The sequence below is a fragment of the Herminiimonas sp. NPDC097707 genome (assembly GCF_044761395.1).
GTDB lineage: Bacteria > Pseudomonadota > Gammaproteobacteria > Burkholderiales > Burkholderiaceae_D > Oxalicibacterium.
In genome coordinates this window covers 1,784,956-1,811,617 of record NZ_JBIWCI010000001.1, presented here as the reverse complement: position 1 = coordinate 1,811,617, position 26,662 = coordinate 1,784,956, and the positions used below count along the sequence as shown (strand labels likewise).

The 26,662-nt window shown below is 55.5% G+C and carries 25 protein-coding genes; 8 read left to right on the top strand and 17 right to left on the bottom strand.

Annotation, left to right across the window (positions count from 1 at the left end; genetic code table 11):
• Positions 1-223: 223 nt before the first annotated feature.
• From ACIQW9_RS08750 to ggt (ACIQW9_RS08720), 7 genes are all read left to right on the top strand, one after another.
• Positions 224-1,630 (top strand): patatin-like phospholipase family protein, encoded by a 1,407-nt coding sequence (locus ACIQW9_RS08750; RefSeq protein WP_402335517.1) that lies wholly within the window; start codon positions 224-226, stop codon positions 1,628-1,630.
• 58 nt (positions 1,631-1,688) lie between these two features.
• The gene (locus tag ACIQW9_RS08745; RefSeq protein WP_402335514.1) at positions 1,689-2,750 is read left to right on the top strand and encodes a PAS domain-containing protein; all 1,062 of its coding nucleotides are present in this window, start codon (positions 1,689-1,691) and stop codon (positions 2,748-2,750) included.
• A gap of 1 nt (position 2,751) precedes the next feature.
• The gene (locus tag ACIQW9_RS08740; RefSeq protein ID WP_402335512.1) at positions 2,752-3,402 is read left to right on the top strand and encodes a response regulator; all 651 of its coding nucleotides are present in this window, start codon (positions 2,752-2,754) and stop codon (positions 3,400-3,402) included.
• A 115-nt stretch (positions 3,403-3,517) separates the two neighbouring features.
• Positions 3,518-5,110 (top strand): gamma-glutamyltransferase, encoded by a 1,593-nt coding sequence (ggt, locus tag ACIQW9_RS08735; protein ID WP_402335509.1) that lies wholly within the window; start codon positions 3,518-3,520, stop codon positions 5,108-5,110.
• 30 nt (positions 5,111-5,140) lie between these two features.
• On the top strand, positions 5,141-6,451 hold the full coding sequence (locus tag ACIQW9_RS08730; protein ID WP_402335506.1) for an amidohydrolase family protein: 1,311 nt from the start codon (positions 5,141-5,143) through the stop codon (positions 6,449-6,451).
• Positions 6,452-6,483: 32 nt separating this feature from the next.
• Positions 6,484-7,041: a DUF1097 domain-containing protein gene (locus ACIQW9_RS08725; RefSeq protein ID WP_402335503.1), complete on the top strand. Its 558-nt coding sequence runs from the start codon at positions 6,484-6,486 to the stop codon at positions 7,039-7,041.
• A 214-nt stretch (positions 7,042-7,255) separates the two neighbouring features.
• Positions 7,256-8,953, top strand: coding sequence for a gamma-glutamyltransferase (gene ggt, locus ACIQW9_RS08720; protein ID WP_402335501.1), 1,698 nt, complete (start codon positions 7,256-7,258; stop codon positions 8,951-8,953).
• A gap of 88 nt (positions 8,954-9,041) precedes the next feature.
• Here the strand turns inward: ggt (ACIQW9_RS08720) and ACIQW9_RS08715 are convergent, their stop codons facing one another.
• From ACIQW9_RS08715 to ACIQW9_RS08645, 15 genes are all read right to left on the bottom strand, one after another.
• A complete protein-coding gene (locus ACIQW9_RS08715; protein ID WP_402335498.1) occupies positions 9,042-9,260 on the bottom strand; it encodes a hypothetical protein in 219 nt (72 codons plus the stop codon).
• Positions 9,261-9,697: 437 nt separating this feature from the next.
• Positions 9,698-10,966: a multidrug effflux MFS transporter gene (locus ACIQW9_RS08710; RefSeq protein ID WP_402335495.1), complete on the bottom strand. Its 1,269-nt coding sequence runs from the start codon at positions 10,964-10,966 to the stop codon at positions 9,698-9,700.
• A gap of 93 nt (positions 10,967-11,059) precedes the next feature.
• Positions 11,060-12,538, bottom strand: a complete 1,479-nt coding sequence (locus tag ACIQW9_RS08705) for an NAD-dependent succinate-semialdehyde dehydrogenase (RefSeq protein ID WP_402335493.1) — start codon at positions 12,536-12,538, stop codon at positions 11,060-11,062.
• A 286-nt stretch (positions 12,539-12,824) separates the two neighbouring features.
• Complete coding sequence (locus ACIQW9_RS08700; RefSeq protein ID WP_402335490.1) at positions 12,825-14,054, bottom strand: class I SAM-dependent RNA methyltransferase; 1,230 nt, start codon at positions 14,052-14,054, stop codon at positions 12,825-12,827.
• A gap of 109 nt (positions 14,055-14,163) precedes the next feature.
• On the bottom strand, positions 14,164-14,766 hold the full coding sequence (locus ACIQW9_RS08695) for a 2-hydroxychromene-2-carboxylate isomerase (protein WP_402335487.1): 603 nt from the start codon (positions 14,764-14,766) through the stop codon (positions 14,164-14,166).
• 14 nt (positions 14,767-14,780) lie between these two features.
• Entirely contained in the window at positions 14,781-15,200 is a 420-nt protein-coding gene (locus ACIQW9_RS08690) for a CopD family protein (RefSeq protein WP_402335484.1), read from the bottom strand.
• A gap of 236 nt (positions 15,201-15,436) precedes the next feature.
• Positions 15,437-16,702 carry a glutamate-5-semialdehyde dehydrogenase gene (locus tag ACIQW9_RS08685; RefSeq protein WP_402335481.1) on the bottom strand — a complete coding sequence of 422 codons (1,266 nt, stop codon included), beginning with the start codon at positions 16,700-16,702 and terminating at the stop codon, positions 15,437-15,439.
• 112 nt (positions 16,703-16,814) lie between these two features.
• Entirely contained in the window at positions 16,815-17,831 is a 1,017-nt protein-coding gene (gene holA, locus ACIQW9_RS08680) for a DNA polymerase III subunit delta (protein WP_402335478.1), read from the bottom strand.
• The gene (gene lptE / locus ACIQW9_RS08675) at positions 17,831-18,355 is read right to left on the bottom strand and encodes an LPS assembly lipoprotein LptE (RefSeq protein ID WP_402335475.1); all 525 of its coding nucleotides are present in this window, start codon (positions 18,353-18,355) and stop codon (positions 17,831-17,833) included. The genes holA and lptE overlap by 1 nt, the downstream gene beginning before the upstream one ends.
• Positions 18,356-18,413: 58 nt before the next feature.
• Complete coding sequence (gene leuS / locus ACIQW9_RS08670) at positions 18,414-21,059, bottom strand: leucine--tRNA ligase (protein ID WP_402335472.1); 2,646 nt, start codon at positions 21,057-21,059, stop codon at positions 18,414-18,416.
• A 115-nt stretch (positions 21,060-21,174) separates the two neighbouring features.
• Complete coding sequence (locus ACIQW9_RS08665) at positions 21,175-21,501, bottom strand: barstar family protein (protein ID WP_402335469.1); 327 nt, start codon at positions 21,499-21,501, stop codon at positions 21,175-21,177.
• Positions 21,502-21,506: 5 nt separating this feature from the next.
• On the bottom strand, positions 21,507-21,932 hold the full coding sequence (locus ACIQW9_RS08660; protein WP_402335467.1) for an ExbD/TolR family protein: 426 nt from the start codon (positions 21,930-21,932) through the stop codon (positions 21,507-21,509).
• A 10-nt stretch (positions 21,933-21,942) separates the two neighbouring features.
• Complete coding sequence (locus ACIQW9_RS08655) at positions 21,943-22,635, bottom strand: MotA/TolQ/ExbB proton channel family protein (RefSeq protein WP_402335465.1); 693 nt, start codon at positions 22,633-22,635, stop codon at positions 21,943-21,945.
• 51 nt (positions 22,636-22,686) lie between these two features.
• Positions 22,687-23,493: a 4-hydroxy-tetrahydrodipicolinate reductase gene (gene dapB, locus ACIQW9_RS08650; RefSeq protein WP_402335462.1), complete on the bottom strand. Its 807-nt coding sequence runs from the start codon at positions 23,491-23,493 to the stop codon at positions 22,687-22,689.
• Positions 23,494-23,556: 63 nt separating this feature from the next.
• Positions 23,557-24,114 (bottom strand): outer membrane protein assembly factor BamE, encoded by a 558-nt coding sequence (locus tag ACIQW9_RS08645; protein WP_402335459.1) that lies wholly within the window; start codon positions 24,112-24,114, stop codon positions 23,557-23,559.
• A gap of 181 nt (positions 24,115-24,295) precedes the next feature.
• On the opposite strand from ACIQW9_RS08645, the gene fur reads away from it, so the two are divergent.
• Positions 24,296-24,718, top strand: a complete 423-nt coding sequence (gene fur, locus ACIQW9_RS08640; protein ID WP_011872035.1) for a ferric iron uptake transcriptional regulator — start codon at positions 24,296-24,298, stop codon at positions 24,716-24,718.
• An 86-nt stretch (positions 24,719-24,804) separates the two neighbouring features.
• On the opposite strand, the gene hrcA is transcribed toward fur, so the two are convergent.
• Positions 24,805-25,833: a heat-inducible transcriptional repressor HrcA gene (hrcA, locus tag ACIQW9_RS08635; protein WP_402335456.1), complete on the bottom strand. Its 1,029-nt coding sequence runs from the start codon at positions 25,831-25,833 to the stop codon at positions 24,805-24,807.
• A gap of 124 nt (positions 25,834-25,957) precedes the next feature.
• Entirely contained in the window at positions 25,958-26,662 is a 705-nt protein-coding gene (locus tag ACIQW9_RS08630; protein WP_402335453.1) for an HAD family hydrolase, read from the bottom strand.

The following is a 26,662-nucleotide window of genomic DNA, read 5'->3' as shown; positions in this document are numbered from 1 at the left end:
AGCCTGGCGTAAGCCGGGCTTTTTTTATGGCAATTCACGATTGTCTGCGGCTGCATGACGATAATCGGGCAAGAAGCTGACGAAAACGACGGCGACAAAAATAATCCGGCTCGCCATATCGTCACTTTCATGCGCCACCGCATCCCTGCCGGCATCGATATAATGCTGACAATTCTGCGTTCTCCCTGAAGGGAATACGCATCTCGCCAGCCTATTCATCAAAATGATTTCAAATAAATATAAAAAACTGGGGTGGAACATCCTGTTGCTCGGCGCTGCCTTGCTGTCAAGCGCTTGCAGTAGTCTGGTGCAATACCATGTCAATGCGCAACTGCCGCAGTACAAAGAGGACAGCGGCTACAGTGTCAGATCGGTGAATCTGGCGCCCGACGCCAGCAAGGTGTTTGTGGTGATCATGTTCTCCGGTGGCGGTGCGCGCTCGGCAGCGCTTGGTTATGGCGTGCTGGAAGAGCTGGCGCGCAACAAGTTTGTCGCCGATGGCAAAACCCGACGCCTGTTCGATGAAGTCGACCTGGTGTATGGCGTATCGGGCGGTTCGATACTGGGGGCGTATTACGGCTTGCATGGCGAGGGTGTGCTGACGGATTTCAACAAGCGTTTTCTCGAGCTTGATTTTCAGGACAAGATCATTAGCCGTGTGATTTCGTTTTCCAATCAGTGGCGTCTGACTTCGCCGCGTTTCGGTCGCTCCGATTTGCTGGAGGAACAGCTGGATGAAGTGTTGTTTGACCATGCGACATTCGACGATCTGGTGCACAAGCGCCAAGGCCCATTTGTGATTGTCAGCGCCACCGATATGGCCTCGGGCGGGCGCTTCGATTTCATTCAGGAGTCCTTCAATTTTCTCTGTTCGGATTTAAGCAAATTCCCGATTGCACGCGCGGTGGCGGCGTCGAGTGCAGTACCGCTGGTTTTTTCGCCGGTGACGCTGTGGAATTACGCTGGCAGCTGCGACTATCAGGTGCCGCCGACGATACGGGAGGCAGTTGCCAGCAATCAGCGTGGCAGGGCTGCAGCCGCATCGCGTGCGCGTAGTCAGGAGCTGCTCAGTTACCTTGATCGCGAGAAACGCCCCTACGTTCATTTACTGGACGGCGGCTTGTCTGACAATCTCAGCATACGCGGCATTCTCGATCTGGAAGCGTTGATCGGCAGCCAGGCGGTGCAACGCGATTTCCGTCTGGCAGAAATGGAAAAGCTGGTCGTGATTGTCGTCAATGCACAAAACGATCCGGATAATCTGATCAATCAGAGTGCGGATGTGCCAGGCTTCATGGATGTGGTGCGTGCGATCGGCGATATTCCGATTGCGCGCTATACGCAGGAATCGGAACGTGCGATGCAGTCCACCATCGATCGCTGGCGCGAGTCTGCGCAAGCCAAGGCAGAACAAAATGGAAGCGTGCCGCCATCGGTGTATTACATTAATATCGGCCTGAAGAATCTGGCGGATGAAAGCAAGCGGGCAGAGCTTCTTAATGTACCGACTTCCTTGTATTTGCCGAAGAAAACCGTCCGGGAATTACGCTCTGCGGCCACTTCTTTGATGCATGAATCGCCGGACTTTCTGAAGTTGCTGGAAGACATCAAGGCAAAGCGTAGCAATTAATACCTGCAGCAATTAGATTTCCTGTCGCGGTAGCGCGCTTCCACAGCGGAGACGATGTATGAGCAAGGATGACGAATTGCAAAAGGCGATCCTGAACAATATTCCGGATCAGGCCTGGCTGAAGGACAAGGATTCGCGCTACATCCTTGTCAACGATGCTTTTTGTATTGCGTGCCGTTTGCCGGAAAGCGAGATTCTGCACAAGACACCGGCTGAAGTGTGGCCGCCGGAGTGGGGCAATGAATACATCGAAACCGATCGACGCGTGATGCAACAAGGCGAGCGTTTGCGCTATGAAGAACAACGTTACGCCGAAGACGGTACGCTGCACTGGTATGACACGATCAAGACGCCGATACGCAACGAGCAGGGTGAAGTGATAGGCACCACCGGTATTTCGCGCGAGATTACCGACAAGAAAAAAGCCGAGCAGGAATTGCTGGCCTCGCGCAGCCAGTTGCGTGAACTCTCGGCCTATTTGCAATCGGTGCGCGAAGAAGAGCGCACCCGCATCTCGCGCGAGCTGCACGATGAGCTGGGGCAATCGCTGACGGCGATACGCATCGGTCTAGGCGTGATTGAAAAACGTCATGCGCTGCAGGATGAAGAATGGCGCAGAGATGTGGAGTCGCTGAAGAAAATTGCCGACTCAACCGTAGAATCGGTGCAGCGCATTGCAGCCGATTTACGGCCGTTCATTCTGGATGAGCTGGGTTTGCTGGCGGCCATCGAATGGCTGCTGGAATCATTCTCCGAACGCAGTGCAGTGGCATATGAGTTGAAACTGCCGAGTCCGCCGCTGGATTTCAGTCGTGAAGTCAACACCGCAATCTTTCGCATACTGCAAGAGTCACTGACGAATGTCAGCCGGCATAGCCAGGCCACGTTTGTCATGGTCGAGCTGCAGCAACAGAGCGATAGCGTGAATCTGAAAATCACCGATAATGGAAAAGGCATGGATGCTTCCACCCGTGCGCGCCGCAAAAGCCTGGGCTTGCTCGGCATGCGCGAGCGCGCATTCATGCTGGGTGGCAATCTGACGATACACAGTACGCCGGATGCCGGCACCACGATAGAGGTGCGCATCCCGCGCAGCAGCGCGACCACGACAGGAGAATGAATTGATTCAAGTATTGATCGCCGATGATCACGCCATGATACGGGATGGCTTGAAGCAGATTATTTCTTTCGCATCGAATATGGCGGTGGTAGGCGAAGCCGCCGATGGCGAAGAAGTGCTGCAGAAAATTCGTGCGCTGAAAGTGGATGTGCTGGTTTTGGATATGTCGATGCCGGGCAAGAGCGGGATCGCCCTGATACAGCAAATCAATGCATTGAAGCCGGAGTTGCCTATCCTGATCCTGAGCATGCATCAGGAAAGCCAGTATGCGGTGCAGGCGATGCGCGCAGGCGCGTCCGGCTATATCACCAAGAACGCGGCTTCCAGCCAGCTGATAGACGGCATACGCAAGGTGGCCGAGGGCGGTACTTTTGTGTCGCCGGCGATTTCCGACAAGCTGATCAAGCAATTGCAAAAGCCGGAGCAGGAATTGCTGCATACCAAGCTGACGGCGCGCGAATTTCAGATATTCAATATGCTGGTGGAAGGACATTCGGTCAACGACATCGCGAATATCCTTACCCTGAGCAATAAAACCATCAGCACGCACAAGGCCGCCATCCTGCAAAAAATGGAAGCGGCGACCACGGCCAATCTGGTGTACTACGCGGTCAAGCACGGTTTGATCAATGAAGGTTACGACCAGGCCTGAGTTCAGGTAATTTTCACCTAGGGAAATCCCTAGATGCGAATCAGGCGAATCTGATTTGCAGTGCGTTAAATCCGGCCTATGCTCATTTCTCAAGAACCTGATTTCTGGAGAAATGATGAGAACAACCCGTCCCGTAAGTTATGCCGAAAACGGCATGGTCGCCACGGCCCATTACCTGGCGACCGGCGCGGCACTGGATGTGTTGAAGGAAGGCGGCACCGCCGTTGACGCTGCGATCTGCGCGGCAGCCACGATGAGTGTCGTATTGCCGCACATGATAGGCATAGGCGGCGATGCATTCTGGATGATCCACGATGCAAAATCGAATACGCTGAGCTCATTAAACGGTAGCGGCACCTGCGGCCAAAACATTTCTCTCGACGATTACAAGGGGTTGGATGCGATCCCGCATCGCGGCCCGCGTGCTGCAATCACTGTGCCGGGTGCAGTGGATAGCTGGGGCCTCGCCCATGCACGTTTTGGTACGATGCCTTTATCCCGCTTGCTGGCACCGGCAATTCGTTATGCTCGCGAAGGCGTGGCGGTCACGCAAGATGTCAGCCGCTGGATTAGCGATGATGCTGACGTGTTCCGTCAGGATCCTGGCTCGGCTGGAATCTTCCTGAAAAACGGTGCAGCCTATCAACCGGGTGAACGCCTGCAGCAGCCTGCATTGGGCGATACGCTGGAAGGCATTGCGAAAAACGGCACACGCCATTTTTACGAACACACCGCACACTCCATCGTCAATTATCTGAAGAGTCAGGGCGGTTTGCTGACGCTGGACGATTTCCACCAATATCGCGCCAAGTGGGTGCAACCGATCTCGACGACTTATCGCGGATTTCAAGCCTTCCAGGTGCCGCCACCATCGCAAGGGATAGCCGGCTTGATGATTTTGAATTTCCTCAATGGTATCGATCTGTCCGGTCTGGATGAAAATTCGCCCGAGTATTACAACGCGATGATTCAGGCGATCAAATGGGCCTTCAACAAACGCGATCAGTATCTGACCGATCCTGAGTTTTCCGATATTCCTGTCGAGCAATTGCTCGATCCTGCACTGGCGAATGCCGAACGTGCCGAGTGGCTGGCCGATACCAAACGTACACACGAAAATCGTCCTGGCGGCAGCGACACCACCTTCATCAGCATAGCTGACAAATACGGCAATGCAGTCGGTCTGGTGCAAAGCCTGTACTTCGATTTTGGCGCATGTGTGACCGATCCTGTCTCCGGTGTGTTGATGCAAAACCGCGGCAGCTTCTTCTCGTTGCAGCCGGATCATCCGAATGTATTGAAGGCCGGCAAGCAAAGCGCATCGACGCTGATGTCCGGCATGCTGTTCAAGGATGGCAAGCCTTATATGGTCTATGGCACGCAAGGTGGCGAAGTACAACCGCAGACGCAGACTTCGGTTGCAACTCGCGTAGTCGATTTCGGTCTGAATGTACAGGAAGCCATCGATGCGCCACGTGTGTTGTACGGCCGCTCGTGGGGCGATACCTCGAACAAGTTGTTGCTGGAATCGGCTGCGCCGGAGGCAACGTTTGATGCCTTGCGTGAGCAGGGACATCCGGTGGAAGCGGCGCAGTGGCCGTTCCCGCGTATGGGTACTGCACAGGCGATTCGCTTGCCGGGGCCGTGGTCGCCATTTTTTGAAGGCGGTGCAGATCCGCGTGGCGAAGGAATTGCATTAGGTTTTTAGTTGTTTCATCCAGAGGAGATGGTTATGGAGATGGACCTTTTAATACACAATGTTCGCGTGTGGGATGACAAACCACTGATGGACATTGGTATCAAGAATGGGAAAATTGTCGCAATAGAAGAAGGCATTACAGCCTCGGCGACAGATGCAATCGATGCAGAAGGCCGTGCCGTTATTCCAGGCCTGGTCGAACCGCATTTGCATCTGGAGAAAGCATTCCTGCACCGGCGTCTGCCGCCGGTACTTGGCACGCTGGAAGAAGCGATACGCGTCACCGGCATCCTGAAGAGCAAACAGGAGCGCAATGACGTGCTGGATCGTTCACGCCAGGTGCTCGATATGGCAGTCAAGAACGGTACGGTTGCATTGCGCGCACATCCTGACGTTGATTTGATTCAGGGGCTGATCGGTGTGGAAACAGCGCTCGAGCTGCGCGATGAATACAAGGATCTGATGGATATTCAGATCGTTGCATTCCCGCAGGAAGGCATCATCAAATCCCCCGGCACCACCGACTTGATGGAAAAGTCGATGAGCATGGGTGCCGATGTGGTCGGCGGCTGTCCATACAACGAGCTGTCATGGGACGATACCAAAAGCCATATCGACATCGTGTTCGAGATGGCGCAAAAGTATGATGCACCTATCGATCTGCATGCGGATTTTTCCGATGATGCAAGTGATCAGCGTTTTGCTTCGGCGGCTTATGTTGCGCAAAAAACTATCGATACCGGTTATCAGGGCAGAGTCTCGCTCGGCCATGTCACCAGTCTCGGTTCGCTCGATCCGGATGAATTGAAGCCGGTAATCGAATTGCTGCGCAAGGCCGATATCAGCATCGTGACCCTGCCGGCTACGGATCTGTATCTGGGCGGTCGCAACGATGTGAAAAATCGCCGTCGCGGTTTGACGCCGGTGCGCGCTCTGCATGAAGCGGGCGTCAACGTCGCCTACTCATCCAACAATATACGCAATGCCTTCACGCCATTCGGCAAAGCGGACATGCTGGTCATCGGCAATATGCTGGCACACGCGATTTCCTTTGGCACGCCGGTACATCAGGCGGCGGTTCTGGATATGGGCACTATCAATGCCGCACGTTCCATCGGCATCGGTGAAAACTATGGCCTTGCGGTCGGCAAGCAAGCCGATCTGGTGATACTGGATACCTATCAGGTAGCCGATGCCTTGCTTGATATTCCTGCGCGTTCATGGGTGATCAAACGCGGAAAAATAACCGTGGTCACTCAGCATAAAAGCACGATACATCGTCACGGCTGTTGTGGCGCACACGATCATGGCGCCAAGGACCATGTCTGCGAACCCGTCGCAGCCAAATAACAAATATTCACTCAATAAATCAGGAGACAAGCATGAAAAAGCCACCACACGCAGTTGTAGCATCCTTACTCGCAGTCACCACCGTCCTTATGGCGCAATTGCCCTGGCACTTGCCAGTCTGGGCGATCTTTATCAGCTGGGCAGGTACCTTTGCGATGGGCGGCCCAAGCACTGCCAATATGAAGCGTATCTGGGCGACGCTTCCGGTTGGTTCGATCACCGGTTTTCTGGTTGTTACCGGTTTTGGCATCGCCTCGAAGAATCTTTCCGGCACCAATCTGCTCATCGCAGAATGTGTAATTTTGTTCTGTTTAAATTCAGCAATGATATTGATGGCACGCTTCCCCGTCATTAGCTTCGTGCCTGGCATGTTCTTTGGCTTTGCGTCCTACTTCGCGACGATATTCGGCGGCTTCGGCCCTGTACCGAAAGATCCACTGTCGGCACTCGGTGTCGTACTCGTGATGAGTTTCCTTGGCCCTATCTATGCCTGGATCACAGCCAACTTCTCGCATCGTCATGTACCGCTGGAAAATACCTTCCCGAAATCAAACGCTACAGCGAATAATCACGTACAGCAAAAAGTCTGATTCGTCCTTGAAAGCACTGCCAGGTCTCAAAACTTGGCAGTGCTTTTTTTTGTGCAGAATAAAAGCGGAAGACTTGCTGTTGAGTGTTATCGCGCATTCGGATACATTCGTTTCGTTGCGCACGTGATTTAACAAGATAGACAAGCGCGTAGCGACTAGCCGAGGATGTGATGGTCGGTACGCATCTTGTCGCCATAATTTATACGGAGACAAAATGAAAAACAGGCTTTTCCCCGGTATGACGAGAAGGGATTTTTTATCTGCCTCAGGTGCAATGGCATTGGGTTCGATGGCGCCGCTATCGATGGCGCTGGAAGCCAGGCCGAAGAGTGTGCTGGCTACCTCGACCAAAGGCATGGTGACCAGTCCGCATGAGCTGGCTACCAATGCCGGGCTGGATGTATTGAAGTCAGGCGGCAATGCGATCGAAGCAGCGATTGCCATCGCAGCATGTTTGAACGTGACCTATCCGCATTTCTCCGGTTTCGGCGGCGATGCCTTCATGATCATCAGCGATCGCAACGGCAAGGTCAGAACCTTGTCCGGCATCGGCCAGGCGCCGGCGATCCTGCCGCAATACAGCGGCAGTACCATTCCGGTGCGCGGGCCGGCTTCCATGCTGACCACGGCAGCCAACGTCGATACGCTCGGCAAGGCCTTCGACATCAGCAGTAGGGAACTGGCAGGCAGCAAGAGCTGGGCAGAATTGCTGAAACCGGCGATCGGCTTTGCGCGTGACGGTTTTCCGGTATCGCCGTCGGAACGTTTCTGGATGGATTTCCGCGAAAAGGAAATGAATGCGCTGCCGGGCGTTGCGCAATCCTTCATGATCAATGGCAAGGCTCCTGAAATCGGCCAGTTATTCAAGCAGCCGCAGTTGGCCGATACGCTGGAGATGCTGGCGGTGCGCGGCTATCGCGATTTTTACGAAGGCAAGCTGGCGGAACGCATTGCGAAAGGCCTGAAAAGCGCAGGCTCGCCATTGACGGCGTCCGATCTGGCAAAAACACAGGCGCGCATAGAACCGCCTTTGCGCGTCAATTACCGCGATGGCGTATTGCTGGCGAACCAGCCGCCGACACAAGGTATTACCACGCTGGAAATCATGGGCATCCTCGATCGTTTCGATCTGAAGAAAATTCCGGAGGGCAGTGCAGACTATTATCACGTCGTCGTGGAAGCGGTGAAGCGCGCTTTCATCGACCGCAATCAATACGTGGCCGATCCCGAATTTGTCAACGTCCCTTCGGCCAAGCTGCTGTCGAAAGCACATCTGGACCAGCTCGCCGGCAAGATTCAAATGCAACAGGCGCTGCCGTGGCCGCATGTCTTCAAGAACGGCGATACCGTGTATATCGGTGCGACCGATGCGCAAGGCAATTCGGTATCCATGCTGCAGACGGTTTATTTCGACTGGGGCAGCGGCATGATGGCGGGCGACACTGGCATTCTGTGGCATAACCGCGGTGCATCCTTCAGCCTGAAGGCGGACAGCCTGAATGTGCTGCAAGCGGGGAAACGTCCTTTCCATACACTCAATCCTGGCATGTATCTGAAGAATGACAAGCCGCACATCCTGTATGGAACGCAAGGTGCAGATGGACAGCCGCAAACGCTGGCGACTATTCTGACCAGGATGATCGATTACGGCATGGATCCGTTGACGGCCTTGTCGAAACCGCGCTTCCTGCTCGGAAAAACGTTTTCGGATACGCGGGATTCACTGAAGCTGGAAAAAGATGCGGGTGAAAAAGTATTTGCGGAACTGGCGCGACGCGGTCATGAGATGAGCGTGATTCCTGCGCAAAGTCCATTGTCCGGGCATCCGGGTGCGATTGTGATCGATCAGAAGAGTGGCACCTTCTCTGGCGCACATGATCCGCGCAGCGATGGTCGTGCCTTGGGTGTCTAGCTGATGTAAAAAACTGCCGGCTCAGTATCCGGTCTGAGCCGGCAATTAAAAAAGACAGGCTCTATGCCTGTCTTTTCATTACTGCGAATTACTTAACTGCTGGGGCTGCGGCAGCAGCAGGTGCTTTTGCTTTCTTTTTGCTGGTTTTGTGTTTTTTTGCATGCGTTTTTGTTTTTGCTTTGTGTGCTGTTGCGTGTGCAGCGGCCGGAGCAGCAGCTGGCGCTGGTGCAGCAGCAGGTGCCGGAGCTTGCGCGAACGCGAAGGAGGCAAACAGACCAGCAACCAGGGCAGCGATTAATTTGTTCATGTGAGTGCTCTCTCTAAAGTTTGATGAAATAGTGCGAACTGTTTGTCAGTTCGTACGTACATAACGTCAGAAAAACATTGCGGTTGACGCATACATGAAAATATTTTGCATAGATTTTTAGCCCTGAAATGCCTATGGTGGCGTGAAGATTTCGTTAAGATGGATGGCCTTTTTATTTTGAAAAGCACCTTGGCTTTTTCTCATCGCTTCTACGGCATTTGCAGCATCTGTTTCACTTGAGTGTCACCGCAGGCTTGTCCTGATTTATACAAAATAAAAATCATCGCGCACGCATCAACGGTGAGCAGCATTTCCCAGCATTGCTACGTCCTCTTGTAAAAAATCGCCAGGCTATTCTGGCCGCTTGCGGCTCGCTACCCTGGTAACGGCCGGCGTGTGCGCAACAGTGGCTGTGACCATGTTGGCGTTGCGCTGAATCATTCCACCGTTTCCCATGCATTTGCCTTCTTGCGCATATCCAGCATGCGCCGGTAACTGCGCCCGCCCAGCCACAGGCTCAAGGCAATGGCGGCGCAAACCAGTTGTCCTGCTGCCAGCGATACCGGCGAATGCGACAAGACAGGAGCGATGACGCCGGCAACCAGTGCACCCAGCATCATCAATACGAAGGACTGGCAGGACGCGACGATGCCGCGAATATTCGGGAACAGATCCAGCACCATCAGCGTGACGCCGGGCGCCACCATGGACATGCCGAAGGTATAGAAAAACAGCGGGGCGACCGACCACGGCAGCATGGGTGGATAGAGAGCGTGATAGATCACATTGAACACGCTGGCGCCGACCAGTAAGGCAAAGCCGATCAAGACCTGACGCCCGAGCGGGATGTTGCCGGCCAACCGGTTGGCGCTCAATGCGCCGCAAAAAATCCCCGCCACTGTCGGTACGAACTGCCAGCCGAACTGATCCGGCCCCAGGCCAAGATGCTCGACCAGAAAAACCGGCGCCGCCGCAACATACAGAAACATGCCGGCAAAATTGAAGGCCACTGCGCCAGCCTTCAAATGAAACAGCGGTGAGCGAAACACGCGTTTATAGCTTTGATATAGAAATTGCGGATTGAAGGGATGGCGTTTTTCTGGCGGCAATGATTCCGGCAAGCGTTTGTAGCAATACAAAAGCAGCAGCACTGCATAGGCAAACAATGCCAGAAAGATCGCGCGCCAATCCATGCGTTTGACGATCCAGCCGCCGAGCATAGGCGCAATCGCCGGTGCAATCGAAAAAATCATGGTGACCAGCGACAGCAGTTTTTCCGCTGCGGCTCCTGCATACAGATCGCGGATGATGGCGCGGCCGATCACCACGCCGGCGCCGGCCGAGATGCCTTGCAGCATGCGGAAGGCCCACAGATATTCTATGCTGTGCGCAGCAGCGCAGCCCAGCGTTGCCACTGCAAAGACGGCCAGTGAAACCAGAATGATATTGCGACGGCCGAAGGCATCCGACAAGGCCCCGTGCCACAGGATCATCACGGCAAAGGAAAGCAGGTAAGCCGTCAGCGTTTGCTGGACTTCAAGCGCACTGGCGCCGAGGGAGGCCTGTATGTTGGGGAAGGCCGGCAGATAGGTATCGATCGAAAACGGACCCAGCATGGACAGGGCAGCCAGCATGATGGCGAGTGCGCTGCTGGTGATCGCAACTGTGGCGGCTGGGCGGATTGATGGCTTAGGTGCGTCTGGCATCGGTTTTACTTTTTTCTTCGTGAGCAAATCGCATGACCGATGTGTGGTGAGTGAATCAAAATCAGCCTGTATGCAGGTGTGATCTGGCGATGCTTATATGCCGCCCATGCACAGATATTTTATTTCCAGATATTCGTCGATGCCGTACTTCGATCCTTCGCGACCGAGGCCGGATTGCTTGACGCCGCCGAAGGGTGCCACTTCATTCGAGATCAAGCCGGTATTGATACCAACCATGCCGTATTCCAGTTTTTCGGCGACGCGCCAGACACGGCTGATATCGCGTGAATAGAAATAACTGGCGAGTCCGAAGTCAGTATTGTTGGCCGCGGCAATTGCTTCGTCCTCTGTTTTGAACTTGACGACGGCTGCGACCGGGCCGAAGGTTTCTTCATGCATGATGCTCATGTCGTCGGTGATATTCGACAATACGGTGGGCTCATAAAAGTGTCCGCCCAGCGCATGTTTTTTTCCGCCGGTCACCACGCTTGCCCCTTTTTTGACAGCGTCGCTGACATGTTGTTCGACTTTTCGAATTGCCTGATCGTCTATCAGCGGACCTTGCAACACGCCTTGCTCGAAACCGTTGCCAACCTTAATCCTGGCCGCGCCTGCGGCGAGCTTTTGCACAAAGGCATCGTAAATAGATTCGTGCACATAAAAGCGGTTGGTGCACACGCAGGTTTGGCCGGCATTGCGATATTTGGATTGCAATGCACCTGTGACTGCTGCATCCAGATCGGCATCATCGAATACGATGAACGGGGCATGGCCACCGAGCTCCAGGCCGATTTTTTTGACAGTAGGTGCGCATTGCTCCATCAATATGCGTCCGACCGGTGTTGAGCCGGTAAAGGACACGTGACGCACGATCGGGCTGGCACACAGGGTCTTGCCGACGACAATCGAATTTTCTGCATCTGCCGTGATCACATTGATGACGCCGGCCGGCAAACCGGCACGATGCGCCAGTTCCGCGATGGCGAGCGCTGACAAAGGGGTTTGTTCAGCCGGCTTGATCACAATTGTGCAACCGGCAGCAACGGCTGGCGCGACTTTGCGCGTGATCATCGCAATCGGAAAATTCCACGGTGTAATCGCTGCACAAACACCTATCGGTTGCTTGATCGTGAGCGTGCGTTTATCGCTCCAGGTCGACGCCATCACATCGCCGCTGACGCGCTTGGCTTCTTCGGAAAACCATTCGATAAAACTGGCGCCGTAAATCACTTCGCCTCTGGACTCAATCAGCGGTTTGCCCTGTTCGGCCGTCATCAGGATCGCCAGGTCATCTGCGTTGGCGATGATCAGGTCGAACCACTGGCGCATGATGATGGCGCGTTCCTTGCCGGTTTTTGCCGCCCATGCAGGAAACGCAGATTGTGCCGCCCGGATGGCCGTTTCAGTTTCTTCTGCGCCCATGTTGGGCGCGCTGCCGATGATGCTGCCATCTGCGGGATTATTGATATCGAAGTTCGTCGCGGCTCCTGTCCATGTCCCATCGACGTAGGCCAGATTGCGCAGCAGGGAAGGATCTTTCATCTGGAAGGGATTACTGGCAGCACGCAACATGAAGTTCTCCTGTATCGCAAAGTGAAAAGGATAGCTGAATCATCGCAATTGCGCCGGGAAGGACTTGAATGAAGCGCTGGCTGTGCACAAGGGCGGCTGGAATTTTATGGCATGGGCATGGGTGGCCGCGTTTTGCTGCGCACCGTACACTATCGACAAATCTGTGGATGATGTGCTCGTGGGAAGTGCTCACTGGCCGTACTACGTATCCTGCGCGAGCGCTCCTGACCGCATGGCGTCAGGAGACTTCACTCTCTATTTTTCAGTCACTGCTGAATAAATGGATTTATTCAGCAACATCGGTTTTGGGTTTGGCCTGCTCGCGACGATTGAAACCGGCCACCATATCGAAGCGGAACAAGCGGCATTCCAGTGCGCCGTTGAAGAAAGGCGTTTTGCGCGCTTCTTTCAAACGCAATAATTTCGGCAAGCCGAGATCAGCGGTAAAGAGAAATACTTTCCAGCCGGCGAAGCGTTGCTTGAGCGTGGTGCCGAAGGCGCTGAAAAATTCCTTTGCCATATCGTCATCGGCAATCGTGCTGTCGCCGCGTACGCCTATCCGTTCGCCATACGGTGGATTGGTCAGCAGGATGCCCGGGGTTTCGCTCGGCGCCTTTACTTCCTGCGCTTCGATCTGCTTCAGCGGCACCTCAAAGGTGATGCCGGCCTTGTTCAGATTGCTGCGCGTCATGGCCACCATGTCGCCGGAAATATCGCTGCCGAAAATCGTCGGTTCGGCCGGGATGGGATTTGCCTTGACGCTGTTCTTGATCGCCGACCATTCTTCCTTGCTGAAGCCGGCGAATTTTTCGAACGCGAAATTGCGACGCAAGCCGGGTGGAATGCCAGCCAGCATTTGCGCTGCTTCCGCCAGGATGGTGCCGGAGCCGCACATAGGATCGAACAGCGTCATGCCGGGCTTCCAGCCGGCAGTGCGCAACAGGCCGGCTGCCAGATTTTCACGCAAAGGCGCATCGCCGGTATCAAGACGCCAGCCGCGTTTGAACAGGGCTTCGCCGGAAGTATCGAGATAGAGCGTGAAGGTGCGTGCATCGAGAAAGCCGACTACGCGCATGTCCGGCATCTTGGTGTCGACCGATGGACGTTCGTTGTAGATATCGCGGAAACGGTCGCAGATCGCATCCTTGATTTTCAAGGTGGTGAATTCCAGGCTGCGCAACGGTGATTTAATCGCGGTGACGTCGATACGTATCGTGTGATGCACGGCGAACCAGTCTTCCCACGGTTGTGCCAGTGTCAAATCGTAAATATCGTTTTCTGTTGTGTAGCTGGCGTGTGCCATGCGCATCAACACGCGTGAGGCGATACGCGAATGCAAGTTGATGCGATAGGCGTCCTGCAGCGTGCCGGAACAATGCACACCGCCCGGAACCTGCAAATGCACCTTGAGCGTGTTGCCGCTGCCGGGTGCTGCTGCGATCTCGTTGAGTTCTTCGGCGAGGGCGATTTCCAGGCCGCGCGGGCAGGGGCAAAAATAGGAATGTGGTGCTGACATGAGGGGGACCTTTTATCCGTTATGAAAATAGACGCGCGACCGTATCGTGACGATACGCCGTGCGAACTGTTGCTGCTGATTGTGTCTGTGTTGCGGGTGTTTGTACTGCTTATTTCTGAAAAGCGCGTTCGACGAAATCAAGCCTGTCCTGGCCCCAGTATGCTTCGCCGTCCACCACATACCATGGCGCGCCAAATACGCTGGCTGCCATCGCATCGTTGGTGAACTGCTCGTATTCGTTTTGCACGGCGGCAGTTTCCGACGATTTGAACAGAGCCGCGCCATCGTGTCCGGCTGCATTCACCAGTGCAATTAGAATGTCTGCATCCATGATGTTTTTGTCTTCCGCCCACAAGGCGCGCATCACGGCGCTCGTCAAATCGAGTGCGGCATCGGTGCCGTGTGCGAACTTGGCGGCGATGATGAGCTTGGCCGATGGTTCGCCCGACACCGGGAAAAATTTCGGCTGCGGATTCAGGGGCAGGTTCAGGTGTTCGCTCCAGCGCTTCAGTTCAAGCAGGCGATAGGCCTGACGCTGCGGAGGACGCTTTGCCAGCGGCAAACCGCCGGAGACACTGAATAATTTCGGCAGGTCGACAGGCTTCATCTCGATGTGCACATCGTATTGCCTGGCAAGCGCGATCAGGCGCTCGTGCCCAAGATAAGACCAAGGCGATTGCGGTGCAAAATAGTATTCACAGACCTTGGTCATGACATATCCTCAAATCAGAATGGTTTGACGACAACAAGAATGACGATTGCCAGCAGTAGTACGACCGGTACTTCATTGAACCAGCGGTACCATGTGTGACTACGCTTGTTGGCACCGCGTTCAAATTTTTTCAGCAGCGAGCCGCAGGCATGGTGATAGCCGATCAGTACGACGACCAGCGCCAGTTTCGCGTGCAGCCAGCCATTGCCGGGTCCCTGGCCGAAACCGTAAGACAGCAGGGCAAGGCCGAATACCACGGCCGGCAAGGCCAGGATCGTCGTGAAACGGTACAGCTTGCGCGCCATCAGCAACAGCCGTGTGGTGCTGGTCGTATCGGTTTCCATCGCCAGATTGACGAAGATGCGCGGCAGATAGAACAGGCCGGCGAACCACGCTATGACAAACACGATGTGCAGCGCTTTAACCCAAAGCATGTTGTTTTCCAGGTGAAGATTTCAGTTTGTTATTCAGTTGCGTACTTCGCCGTGGTGCAGCAGGGAATTCGTGGGGCATTGCTCCACGCCTGCGTAACGGTACCGCTTGCAAGGCGGTACTCCATTGCATGCATTATTCACGTACTTCGCCATGGTGCAGCAGGGAATTCACGGGGCATTGCCCCGTGCCTGCGTAACGGTGTTGCCTTGCAAGGCAACACTCCGTCTGCATGGCACTATTCACGCACTTCTCCATGCCCGAATACGACATATTTCAGCGAGGTCAAACCATCCAGGCCAACCGGGCCGCGCGCGTGCAGCTTGTCATTCGAGATGCCGATCTCCGCTCCCAAACCATATTCAAAACCGTCGGCAAAACGCGTCGATGCATTGATCATCACCGAAGCTGAATCGACTTCGCGCAGGAAGCGCATCGCCCGTGTGTAATCCTCGGTGACGATGGAGTCGGTGTGCTTCGATGAATAGGTATTGATATGGTCGATGGCTTCATCCATGCCGGCAACGATCTTGACGGACAGGATAGCGTCCAGATATTCGGTGCTCCAGTCTTCCGCGCTGGCTGTGGCCAGATGCGCATAGCCTTGCAGTATGGCGCACGCTTCGTCGTCGCCGCGCAATTCCACATCCCTGGTCGCATACAGCTTGGCCAGTGCCGGCAGGATGCTCGGTGCAATCGCCCGCGCCACCAGCAGAGTTTCCATTGTGTTGCAGGTGCCGTAGCGATGGCATTTGGCATTGAATGCAATATCCAGCGCCTTGGCAGGATCGGCCTTGTCGTCGATATACACATGGCAGATACCGTCCAGATGCTTGATCATCGGCACCTTGGATTCCTTCATCAGGCGTTCGATCAAGCCTTTGCCGCCGCGCGGCACGATCACATCGACGTATTCCGGCATCGTGATCAGCTCGCCGACGGCGGCGCGATCGGTGGTTTCGACTATCTGTACGGCATCGGCTGGCAAACCGGCGCCGGCGAGACCTTCACTGACCAGTTTTGCGAGTGCCTGATTGCAGTGGATCGCTTCCGAGCCGCCGCGCAAAATGGTGGCGTTGCCGCTCTTGATGCACAAGCCTGCCGCGTCTACCGTCACGTTCGGCCGTGCTTCGTAAATGATGCCGATCACGCCCAGCGGCACGCGCATCTGGCCGACCTGGATACCAGTCGGACGGTATTTCATGTTGGATATTTCACCGATAGGATCGGGCAGGGCGACGATCTGCTCCAGGCCTTCGGCCATGGTGGCGATCGCCTTGTCGGACAGCGTCAGGCGATCCAGCATGGCCGGCGCCAGACCGCCGGCACGTGCAGCTTCCAGATCTTTCTGGTTGGCGGTGCGCAATGCGTCCGCATCGCGCCGGATGGCCGCGGCGATCAGCAATAAAGCCTGATTCTTGGCCGCCGTATCGGCCTTAGCCATCCCGCGCGATGCCTTGCGGGCGCGCTGGCCGACTTCTTTCATGTATTGCTTGATGTCCATTTTGCTCAGGAATGGTTGGTACTTCGATTGATCAATGGATAAAAACTGAAACTGTGAAACGAATTCTATATGGCGGCATGCTGTGCGATCGCAAGTACTCTTGCCTGTCCTGCTAGCCGCGTGCGATCTTCAATCCCAGTTGCAGCATGGCATCCCAGGCATCGCCGGAAAACTTCTTGGCGCGCAAACCTTTCACCATCTTATCGATTTGTGCGGCTTCCTGCAGTGCGCTTTCCAGCGTCGCCAGTTTCAAACGACGCAAGGCCGGTTCGATCAGCCGTTCGCGCGGGCCCCAGATGCGATGTTCTTTCGTCAACTGGCTCAAAGGGCGGCCTTGCGCCATGCCGGATTTCAATTTCAGCAGGGTGCGGATTTCTTCGGCCACCGCCCATAACACCAACGGCAGCGCTTCGCCTTCGCCTTGCAAGCCTTCCAGCATGCGTACCAGACGGACGGTGTCGCCGCTCAGCATCGCTTCATTCAGCTTGAAGACGTCGTAGCGCGCCACATTCAGGACCGCATCATGTACCTGCTCGAAACTCAGCGGACCTGCCGGATACAGCAGTGCAAGTTTCTGGATTTCCTGATGCGCGGCGAGCAGATTGCCCTCGACCCGTTCGGCAATGAAATCCAGGCATGCACGATCGGCGTTTTGTCCTTGCGCTGCCAGCCGCACGCCCAGCCATGCCGGCAGTTGCGCGCGTTCAACCAGCGGAATATCGATGAATACGCTGGCCTGCTGCAGGCTGGCCACCCAGGCTGCTTTTTGCGTCGCCCAATCCAGTTTCGGCAAAGTGATCAGCGTGACGTTATCCGGGCTGAGCGAGGCTGCATAATCCTGCAAGGCCTTGCCGCCGTCCTTGCCCGGTTTGCCCGTCGGGATGCGCAGCTCTATCAGTTTCTTGTCGCCGAACAGCGATTGCGACTGATTGGCGGCCAGCAGTTCGCCCCATTTGAAACTGCGGTCGACCACCAGCACTTCACGCTCGGAAAAACCTTGTGCGCGCGCTGTCTGGCGTATCTTGTCGGCCGCTTCCAGAGCCAGCAGATGTTCATCGCTCGTGATGACATACAAGCCGGCCAGCGGCTTGGTCAAATGCGTGGCGAGAGCATCAATGCGCAGTTGCATTATTTCGCAGTTGCTTGGTCCGCCGGCTTGATGGCCGCGATCCGGCGCAGGATCTGCTGCACCAGATCGGATTGCATGTCGCGATACAGCATGGCTTCCTCGGCTTCTTTTGCCAGTACCTGATTTTCGTTATAGCTGATGTCGCGCTTCAGTGAAATCTGTGTCGGCGGCAGCAGTTCGACATTCTTGTTGTCGCGCACGCGTATGGTCACGCGGTAGTACAGCACGTATTCACGCACACGGCCCTGGCTGTTCAGGGACAGGATGACTTTTTCGCGGAGTTCATTCGTGAGGTCGAGAATGGCTTCCGCCTCTTCCGGGCTTTGCTTGATTTCCAGTTCGCCGCTGCCGCGTATATAACGGCGCAGTTCGCTACCCAGCGTCGATGTTTCCGGTACGGCGATATACATCGATTTGAAGGGCAGGTCGTTGCCGAGTATAGTCCCGCGCAGCTTGAAGCCGCATGCGGACAGCATGACGGTGGAAGTCAGCGCAATGCAGAGAAGACGGCGATTTTTTTGCATGGATAATCCTGCCTCTATGAATACTTCAACTCGATACTGTGGACTTTAACGCCATCGATCATGCAACGATGTTGACCAGTTTTCCCGGCACCACGATGATTTTCTTCGGTGTGCCTTCGATGAATTTCTGCACCGCTTCGTTTGCCAGCGCCGTCGCCTCTATCGTGGCCTTGTCGGCATCCTTGGCGACGACGATACTGCCGCGCAGTTTGCCATTCACCTGAATCATCATTTCGATTTCAGCCTGTTCCAGTGCGCTGGCATCGACTTGCGGCCATGCTGCATCGAGTATATCGCCATGGACTTTGGCAAAGCCGAGTTCCTGCCACAGTGCGTGCGTGATATGCGGTGCAACCGGGTTCAGGATGCGCAGGAAAATCGACAGCCCTTCGGCGATCACCGCGTTGGATGCAGCGCTATCGTCCAGCTTTGCGCCCTCCAGCGTGTTCAGCATTTTCATGCCGGCGGAGACTACGGTGTTGTACTGGATGCGTTTGTAATCGTTGTCGGCCTGTTGCAGGATTTTGTGTACTTCACGGCGCAATGTTTTTTGCGCATCAGACAATTTGCTGAAATCGCCTGTCGTTGCTGCAGCAATGCGTGCAGACTGATTGTATGAATACGTCCATACACGGCGCAGGAAGCGGTTCGCACCTTCGACACCGGCGCCCGACCATTCCAGCGTCTGTTCCGGTGGCGACGCGAACATCGTAAACAGGCGTGCGGTATCGGCGCCGTACTGATCGATCTGTGCTTGCGGATCGATGCCGTTGTTCTTCGACTTCGACATTTTTTCCGTGCCGCCGATTTCCACTGCTTGACGATCGCTGTTCAGGATGGCCGAAACCGGGCGACCCTTGTCATCGAGTTCGAGTTGCACATCGGCCGGATTGAACCAGGTTTTCTTGCCGCTGGCGTCTTCGCGATAGTAGGTTTCGTTCAGCACCATGCCTTGCGTGAGCAGGTTGGTGAAGGGTTCGTCGAATTTCACCAGGCCGAAATCGCGCATGACCTTGGTCCAGAAGCGTGCGTACAGCAGATGCAGAACAGCGTGTTCGATGCCGCCGATGTACTGATCCATCGGCATCCAGTAATCGTTGCGGCTGTCGACCATGGCGTCGTTGCTGTTCGGCGAGCAATAGCGCATGTAATACCACGACGAATCGACGAAGGTATCCATCGTGTCGGTTTCGCGACGCGCTGGTTTGCCGCATTTCGGGCAGTCGCATTTGAGGAAGGCTTCGTGCTTGTTCAGCGGGTTACCGCTGCCGTCCGGCACGCAATCTTCCGGCAATACGACCGGCAAATCTTTTTCAGGCACCGGCACCGCGCCGCAATCGGCACAGTTGATCATCGGGATCGGTGTGCCCCAGTAACGCTGACGCGAAATACCCCAGTCGCGCAGGCGATAGGTGATTTTCTTTTCGCCCAGACCGAGTTCTTCCAGATCGGCGGCGATCGCATCGACTGCCTGCTGATAATTCAAACCGTCGTATTTGCCGGAGTTGATGCAGCGACCGTTTTCCTTGTCTGCGTACCAGTCGTGCCAGGTCACTTCGGAAAAGGTTTTGCCTTCTACATCGATCACCTGATGGATAGGCAGCACGTATTTTTTTGCAAATGCAAAGTCGCGTTCGTCGTGCGCCGGCACGCCCATCACGGCGCCATCGCCATAAGTGATCAGCACGTAATTGCCGACCCACACTTCTACCAATTGGCCGGTCAGCGGATGCTTGACGAACAGGCCGGTCGGCATGCCTTTCTTTTCCATCGTTGCCATGTCGGCTTCGATGACGCTGCCGAGTTTGCATTCGGCGATGAACTCGGCCAGTTCAGGATTGCTTTTTGCGGCGAAAGTTGCCAGTGGATGTTCCGCTGCGACGGCGCAAAAGGTCACGCCCTTGATGGTATCGGCGCGGGTGGTGAAAACCCACAGCTTGCCGTCGTTGAGCAGTTTCCCGTCGTCCTTGATGTCGTGCGTGAATGCAAAACGTACGCCGGTTGATTTGCCTATCCAGTTGGCTTGCATGGTGCGTACGCGTTCCGGCCAGCCGGGCAATTTATGTTCAACGTGATCGAGCAATTCTTCTGCGTAATCGGTGATACGGGCGTAGTACATCGGGATTTCGCGCTTTTCGATCAGCGCGCCGGAGCGCCAGCCGCGACCGTCGATGACTTGCTCATTGGCGAGCACGGTCTGATCGATAGGATCCCAGTTCACGCTACCGGTTTTCTTGTAGATGATGCCTTTTTCCAGCATCTTCAGGAACATCCACTGGTTCCATTTGTAATATTCAGGCTTGCACGCCGTCATTTCGCGCGACCAGTCGATCGCCAGGCCCATCGACGCCATCTGCGTCTTCATATGCTCGATATTGGCGTAAGTCCATTGCGCCGGCGGTACATTGTTCGCCATCGCAGCGTTTTCCGCCGGCATGCCAAACGCGTCCCAGCCCATGGGCATGAGCACGTTGTAGCCGTTCATGCGCAGATAGCGGTACATCACGTCATTGATCGTGTAATTGCGCACATGGCCCATGTGCAGTTTGCCGGATGGGTAGGGCAGCATCGAGCAGGCGTAGAATTTCTTCTTGTCCTTGCCGTTCTTATCCTTGGCGTGTTCGACCGCCTTGTAAGCGTTGCTTGCCTGCCAATGGTCGTGCGCCGATTTTTCTACGTCGGCGGGGCTGTATTTATCTTGCATGACGGATGGAGCCAAAAGTGAGGGTGAATGTAGATACGAACCCGTGATTATACTGGTTCGCTCACCCGGATGGCGCGTCGGTGGCGGGGTAATGTCGACAGGAATCCTGCCGGAGTCAGGCTAACTTCAGTTCCAGCGCGGGATTTTCGCCGTAATCGGCATAGCGTTCGTTGATTCCTTCGATGCAGAAGGCGATATCTTCGAGAATATGCGGTGCGTTTTTGCGCAGGATGTCGGCGTGATCGACGACGATCAGCAATTTTTCATGCGGCTTCAGGCGGAACCGTGTCATACCGTCTTCGTCGCGCAGATAGCTGAGACAATCGACCCAGGCATCCATATTGCAGCCGTAGAAATCGGGGAAGCCGAATGCCGTTATGCATGCAGCATGGAAGTCATTCCAGTCGGCGATGGTTTCGCCATTCAAGTGTACGACGGGCATGATATCTACTTGTGTGCGGGCGGCACGTCGGTGACGAAGCCCAGTTTGGTCAAGCCATTGCCTTGCGCTGCCGCCATCACCTGCGCAATGACTTCATAGCGGGTACCCTTGTCGGCGCGCAGTTGCAATTGCGGTTGTGGCTGCTGTTTGGCGGCAATGGAAAATCTGCTCGTCAGTTCGTCCTGGGTGACGGCATCGTTGTTCCAGAAAATCGCACCTTCGCCATTGATGGAGAGCGAAATGGTGGTCGGCTCGGTCGGCGCCGGCGCCGATTGCGCACTCGGCAAATCGAGCTTGATTGCATGGGTAAACAACGGTGCGGTGATGATGAAGATCACCAGCAGCACCAGCATCACGTCCACCATGGGTGTGACGTTGATATCCGCCATCGGTGCAGGCTGTTTGTTGTCGCTGAATCCGCCGAATGCCATTTTTGCTCTCTTATTTTCCGACGCGCGTACCGGTCGTCAGGTAGGCGTGCAAATCGTGCGCAAATGCATCCAGTTCGGCCAGCGTGATGCGATTGACGCGCGTGAATGCGTTATAGGCCAGCACGGCCGGAATCGCCACTGCCAGACCGAGCGCCGTCATGATCAGGGCTTCGCCGACCGGGCCGGCAACCTTGTCGATTTGCACGGTGCCGGATGCGGAAACCGCCACCAGCGCATGGTAAATCCCCCACACGGTGCCGAACAGGCCGATGAAGGGTGCGGTGGAACCTACCGAGGCCAGCAGCGTCAGGCCGTTTTCGAGGCGGGACGAGACGCGATTGATTTCCTGACGCAGGGTGCGCGTAATCAATTCGCCTGGATCGGTATTGGCGTTGAGTGAATTGGCGTGCGGCTTGATGTTGGCGGCCTCGGCGCTTTGCGCGGCCAGCGGCGTATAGACGTTTTCGCTATCGGCCAGTCGGATGGCGGCGATGGCGTCAGGCAGCGTTGGCGCCTGCCAGAAATTTTCCAGCGCTGCGGCGCTGCGGCGGATGCGCCATGCGCTCCAGCCTTTGGACAGGATGTAATACCAGCTGAGTATCGACATGATCAACAGCGCATAAGCGACCGCGTGCGACACCGCATCGCCCTGCGCCCAGTAATGCGACAAACCCAATCCTTGCTCTGCGACTGTGGAGTTCATGTTTTCGATCTGGATAAGTCAGGTTGCGATTGATCGGTTGCCAGCCTGCGTCTAGCGCAAACCGAGCACATCCTGCATGTCGTACAAGCCGGTTTTCTTGTCGGCCAGGAAACGTGCCGCACGCAGGCTGCCGTGCGCATACGACACGCGGCTCGACGATTTGTGCGAAATTTCGATGCGTTCACCGTCGCCGGCAAACAATACCGTGTGGTCGCCGATGATGTCGCCGCCACGCACGGTGGCAAAGCCGATAGATGACGGATCGCGTGCACCGGTCACGCCTTCGCGCGCCCACACGGCAACATCGTTCAGTTCCTTACCCAGCGCACCGGCAATCACTTCGCCCATCTTGATCGCGGTGCCGGACGGTGCGTCGACCTTGTTGCGATGATGCGCTTCGATGATTTCGATGTCGTAGCCTTCGGAAAAATTCTTGGCGGCCATCTCCAGTAACTTCATCGTGACGTTGACGCCGACACTCATATTCGGTGCAAACATGATGGCGGTTTTTTCTGCAGCGGCGGCGATTGCTGCCTTGCCTGCTGCATCGAAGCCGGTGGTGCCTATGATCATCTTGATACCGTGCGCAGCGCAGTACTCAAGATGCTTCAGCGTTCCTTCCGGACGTGTAAAGTCGATCAGAAAGTCGGCATTTGCCAGGCCTTTGGCCAGATCGGATTCGATCAGTACGCCGGACGGTTTGCCCAGAAATGCGGCCGCGTCGATGCCGATCGCCGGCGATGCGGCGATATCCAGTGCGCCGGATAGCGTTGCATCGGCAGCATTCAGAATGGCCTCGATCAACATGTGACCCATGCGGCCGGATGCACCGGCGACTGCGATTTTCATTTGATTCATGCTTGAAAGACTCGGTAAAAAATGTTCTGTGAAAAATTCGCCTGGTAGCGAGTGCGGGAAACCTTACTTGCCGGCTTCCTTGGCCTTGTCGGAAATACGATCCAGATAATCTTTTTCAGTCGGCAAATCGCCGCCTTCAAAATGCGATACCAGCTTGTCCTTGAAGAAAACGGTCACGCGGCTGGTCGTGATCTCGCCGTTGCCCTTTTGCAGGCGGAAGGCATAATCCCAGCGGTCGGCGTGGAACAGGTCGTTCAGCAGGGGTGTGCCGAGCAGGAAAATCACCTGATCCTGCGTCATGCCTTCCTTCAACTGAGCGACCATTTCCTGCGAGACAAAATTGCCTTGCTGGATGTCCGGGCGGTAAGGACGGAAAATACCGAGGAAGCGATTGGTGCGTTTGGTTTGCACGCCGGTTGCGCCGCTCGTGGCGACCGGAGCGGCGACTGGCGTTTCAGTAGCAGCCGGCTCAGCGACTGCAGTGGAAGGCGTTGCGGCTGGCGGTGCCTCTGCTGCCACCGAGGCGGCGGAGATTGCTTGTTCTGCCTGAGTCGGGGCGGGCGTTGCTGCGATTGGTTTGGCCGGTTTAGCCTTCGCTGCGACTGGAGCCGCGTCGTCCATCAAGGGATTTTTCGATGCACAACCCGTGACGAGCGTTGCCAGTATTAAACAAAATGAACCAGTGACAGCTGAGGCACGATAAAAACGGGATGGCAACTTTTGCATAGGGAATCTCAAGGGATTGAGCAATTTTACGAAAACGCTATATGATAAGGCAGATATCCTTTAACTGAGCAAGAACATGACCAACAATCCATGCGAACTAAAAGCCAGCGGCCTGAAAGCCACGCTGCCGCGGCTGAAAATCCTTGATATTTTTCAGACTGCCGAAGTGCGCCATTTGAGTGCTGAAGATGTCTACAAGATGCTATTGGCGGACAATCTCGACGTCGGTCTGGCCACCGTATATCGCGTGCTGACCCAGTTTGAACAAGCCGGCTTGCTGCATCGCAATCACTTTGAAACCGGCAAGGCCGTTTTTGAACTCAACGAAGGCTCGCATCATGACCATCTGGTGTGCCTGACTTGCGGCAAGGTAGAAGAATTTTTCGATGCTGAAATCGAAAAGCGTCAGGAAAAAATTGCGCAGGAACGCGGATTTGAAATATCCGATCACGCTCTGGCGCTTTATGGTCATTGCAAGGATTGCCGGAAAATCAAATAAGAGCAGCGTGCATCGCATGGTAAAAAGCACGCCTCCGGCAAGGGACGCGTGCTTTTTTATATCCCGATCATGGCAAGGATGCTGCTTTAACCATGCGTATGGCTGAGTGCGTTCGACAGCAGCTTGGCGGTAATGTCGACAATCGGAATGACCCGCTCGTATGCCATGCGCGTGGGGCCGATCACGCCCAGCGTGCCGACCACCTTGCCGTTGACGGTGTACGGCGCCGTCACTATGCTCATCTGATCCATGGGCACCAGATTCGATTCGCCGCCGATGAAGATCTGTACGCCAGTCGCCTTGTTGGAGACGTCCAGCAATTGCATCAGACTGGTTTTCTGTTCAAACAGGTCGAACAGTTTGCGCAGCGAGACCATGTTCGAGGACAGATCGCTGACGCTGAGCAGATTGCGCTCGCCGGAAATCACCAAGTCGTCGCTATTGTCGTTCATCGCATCGCTGCCTGCTTCCACCGCAGCTTGCATCAGGCGCGTCATGTCGTCGCGCAAAGCCTTCAATTCGCCTTGCAAACGTATTCTTACATCGTCGAAACTCAGGCCGCCGTAATTCTGGTTGATGTAGTTCGCAGCCTGCACCAATTGCGCCGGCGAGTAATCGACATCGGTCAGCAAGAGCCGGTTCTGCACGTCGCCGCCCGGGCCGACGATGACCAGCAGTATGCGTTTTTCCGACAGCCGCAAGAAGTCGATTTGCTGGAACACCGATTCGCGCCGCGGCGTAATCACGATGCCGGCAAATTCGGATAGCGAGGACAGAATGCCTGCCGCATTGGCAATGATTTTGTGCTGGGAGCCGGTTTGCAGCGTGGCTTGCAGCTTGGATTCCAGCGCGCTTTCGTCTATCGCTTGTACGGTCAGCAGCGTATCGACAAATACGCGATAGCCGCGCGGCGTCGGCACGCGGCCGGCGGAAGTGTGCGGGCTGGCGACGAAGCCCATTTCTTCCAGGTCGGCCATGATGTTGCGTATCGTCGCCGGCGACAGATCTAGGCCGGAAATCTTGGAAAGCTCGCGCGAACCGACCGGCTGGCCGTCCGCTATATAGCGTTCGACCAGAGCTTTCAGCAGTGTTTGTGCGCGGTTATCGAGTTGCATGGTATGCGTATTGTAATGAGTGGCGGCGTCAGGCGGCAAGCTTGCAGCCTACACGATGTGAACCGTTTGCCGGCATTTACATGCGGGCGGCTGATATTCCTTGTCGCACATGGTCATGCTGCCATTATGCGCGTTTCAGCCATGCATCGAGTTCATGCAGTGTGGTAACGCTGGCGGCCGGCACGATATGTTCCGGCAGGGTGCGCTGAAAACGATTCATCCACACCGCTTGCAGACCGGCGTTTTGCGCACCCTGAATATCCAGCAGCGGATCGTCGCCGACATAGACCGCTTCGTGCGGGGCAATCGAGAGCGCGTCGCAGGCGGCGAGAAAAATCTCCGGATGTGGCTTGGCGCTGCCAAATTGATGGGCGGCGATCGAGTATTGAAAATGCCGGGAGATGCCGATGGCCGACAGATCGGCAAAACCGTTGGAAACCGAGCCCACCATAAAGCGCTCGTTCAGGCGCGCCAGTCCCGGCACCACATCGTCGAACGGAGTCACTGCATTGCGTGCCTCGGAAAATACGGCCATCGCCTGATCGACCAGTTCATGGTTTTCACTGCTCAGGCGGCAAGCGTGCGTCAGGGCGGCATGGCGCAGGGCCCATACATTGAATTGATATTGCGGATCGGTAGGCAACAATTCCATGCGTAGCTCGCGCAATTCCGCATTGCTGAAACGCCGGGTTACGCCGGGAATGTGCAGTGCCAGCCAGTCGTACAGCACAGCCTCGGCCTTGAGCAGCGTCGGCGCCAGTGGCCACAGCGTGTCGTCCAGATCGAAGAGGACGGCTTTGATGGGGGAAGGATAGGCAGGGGTGGGCAT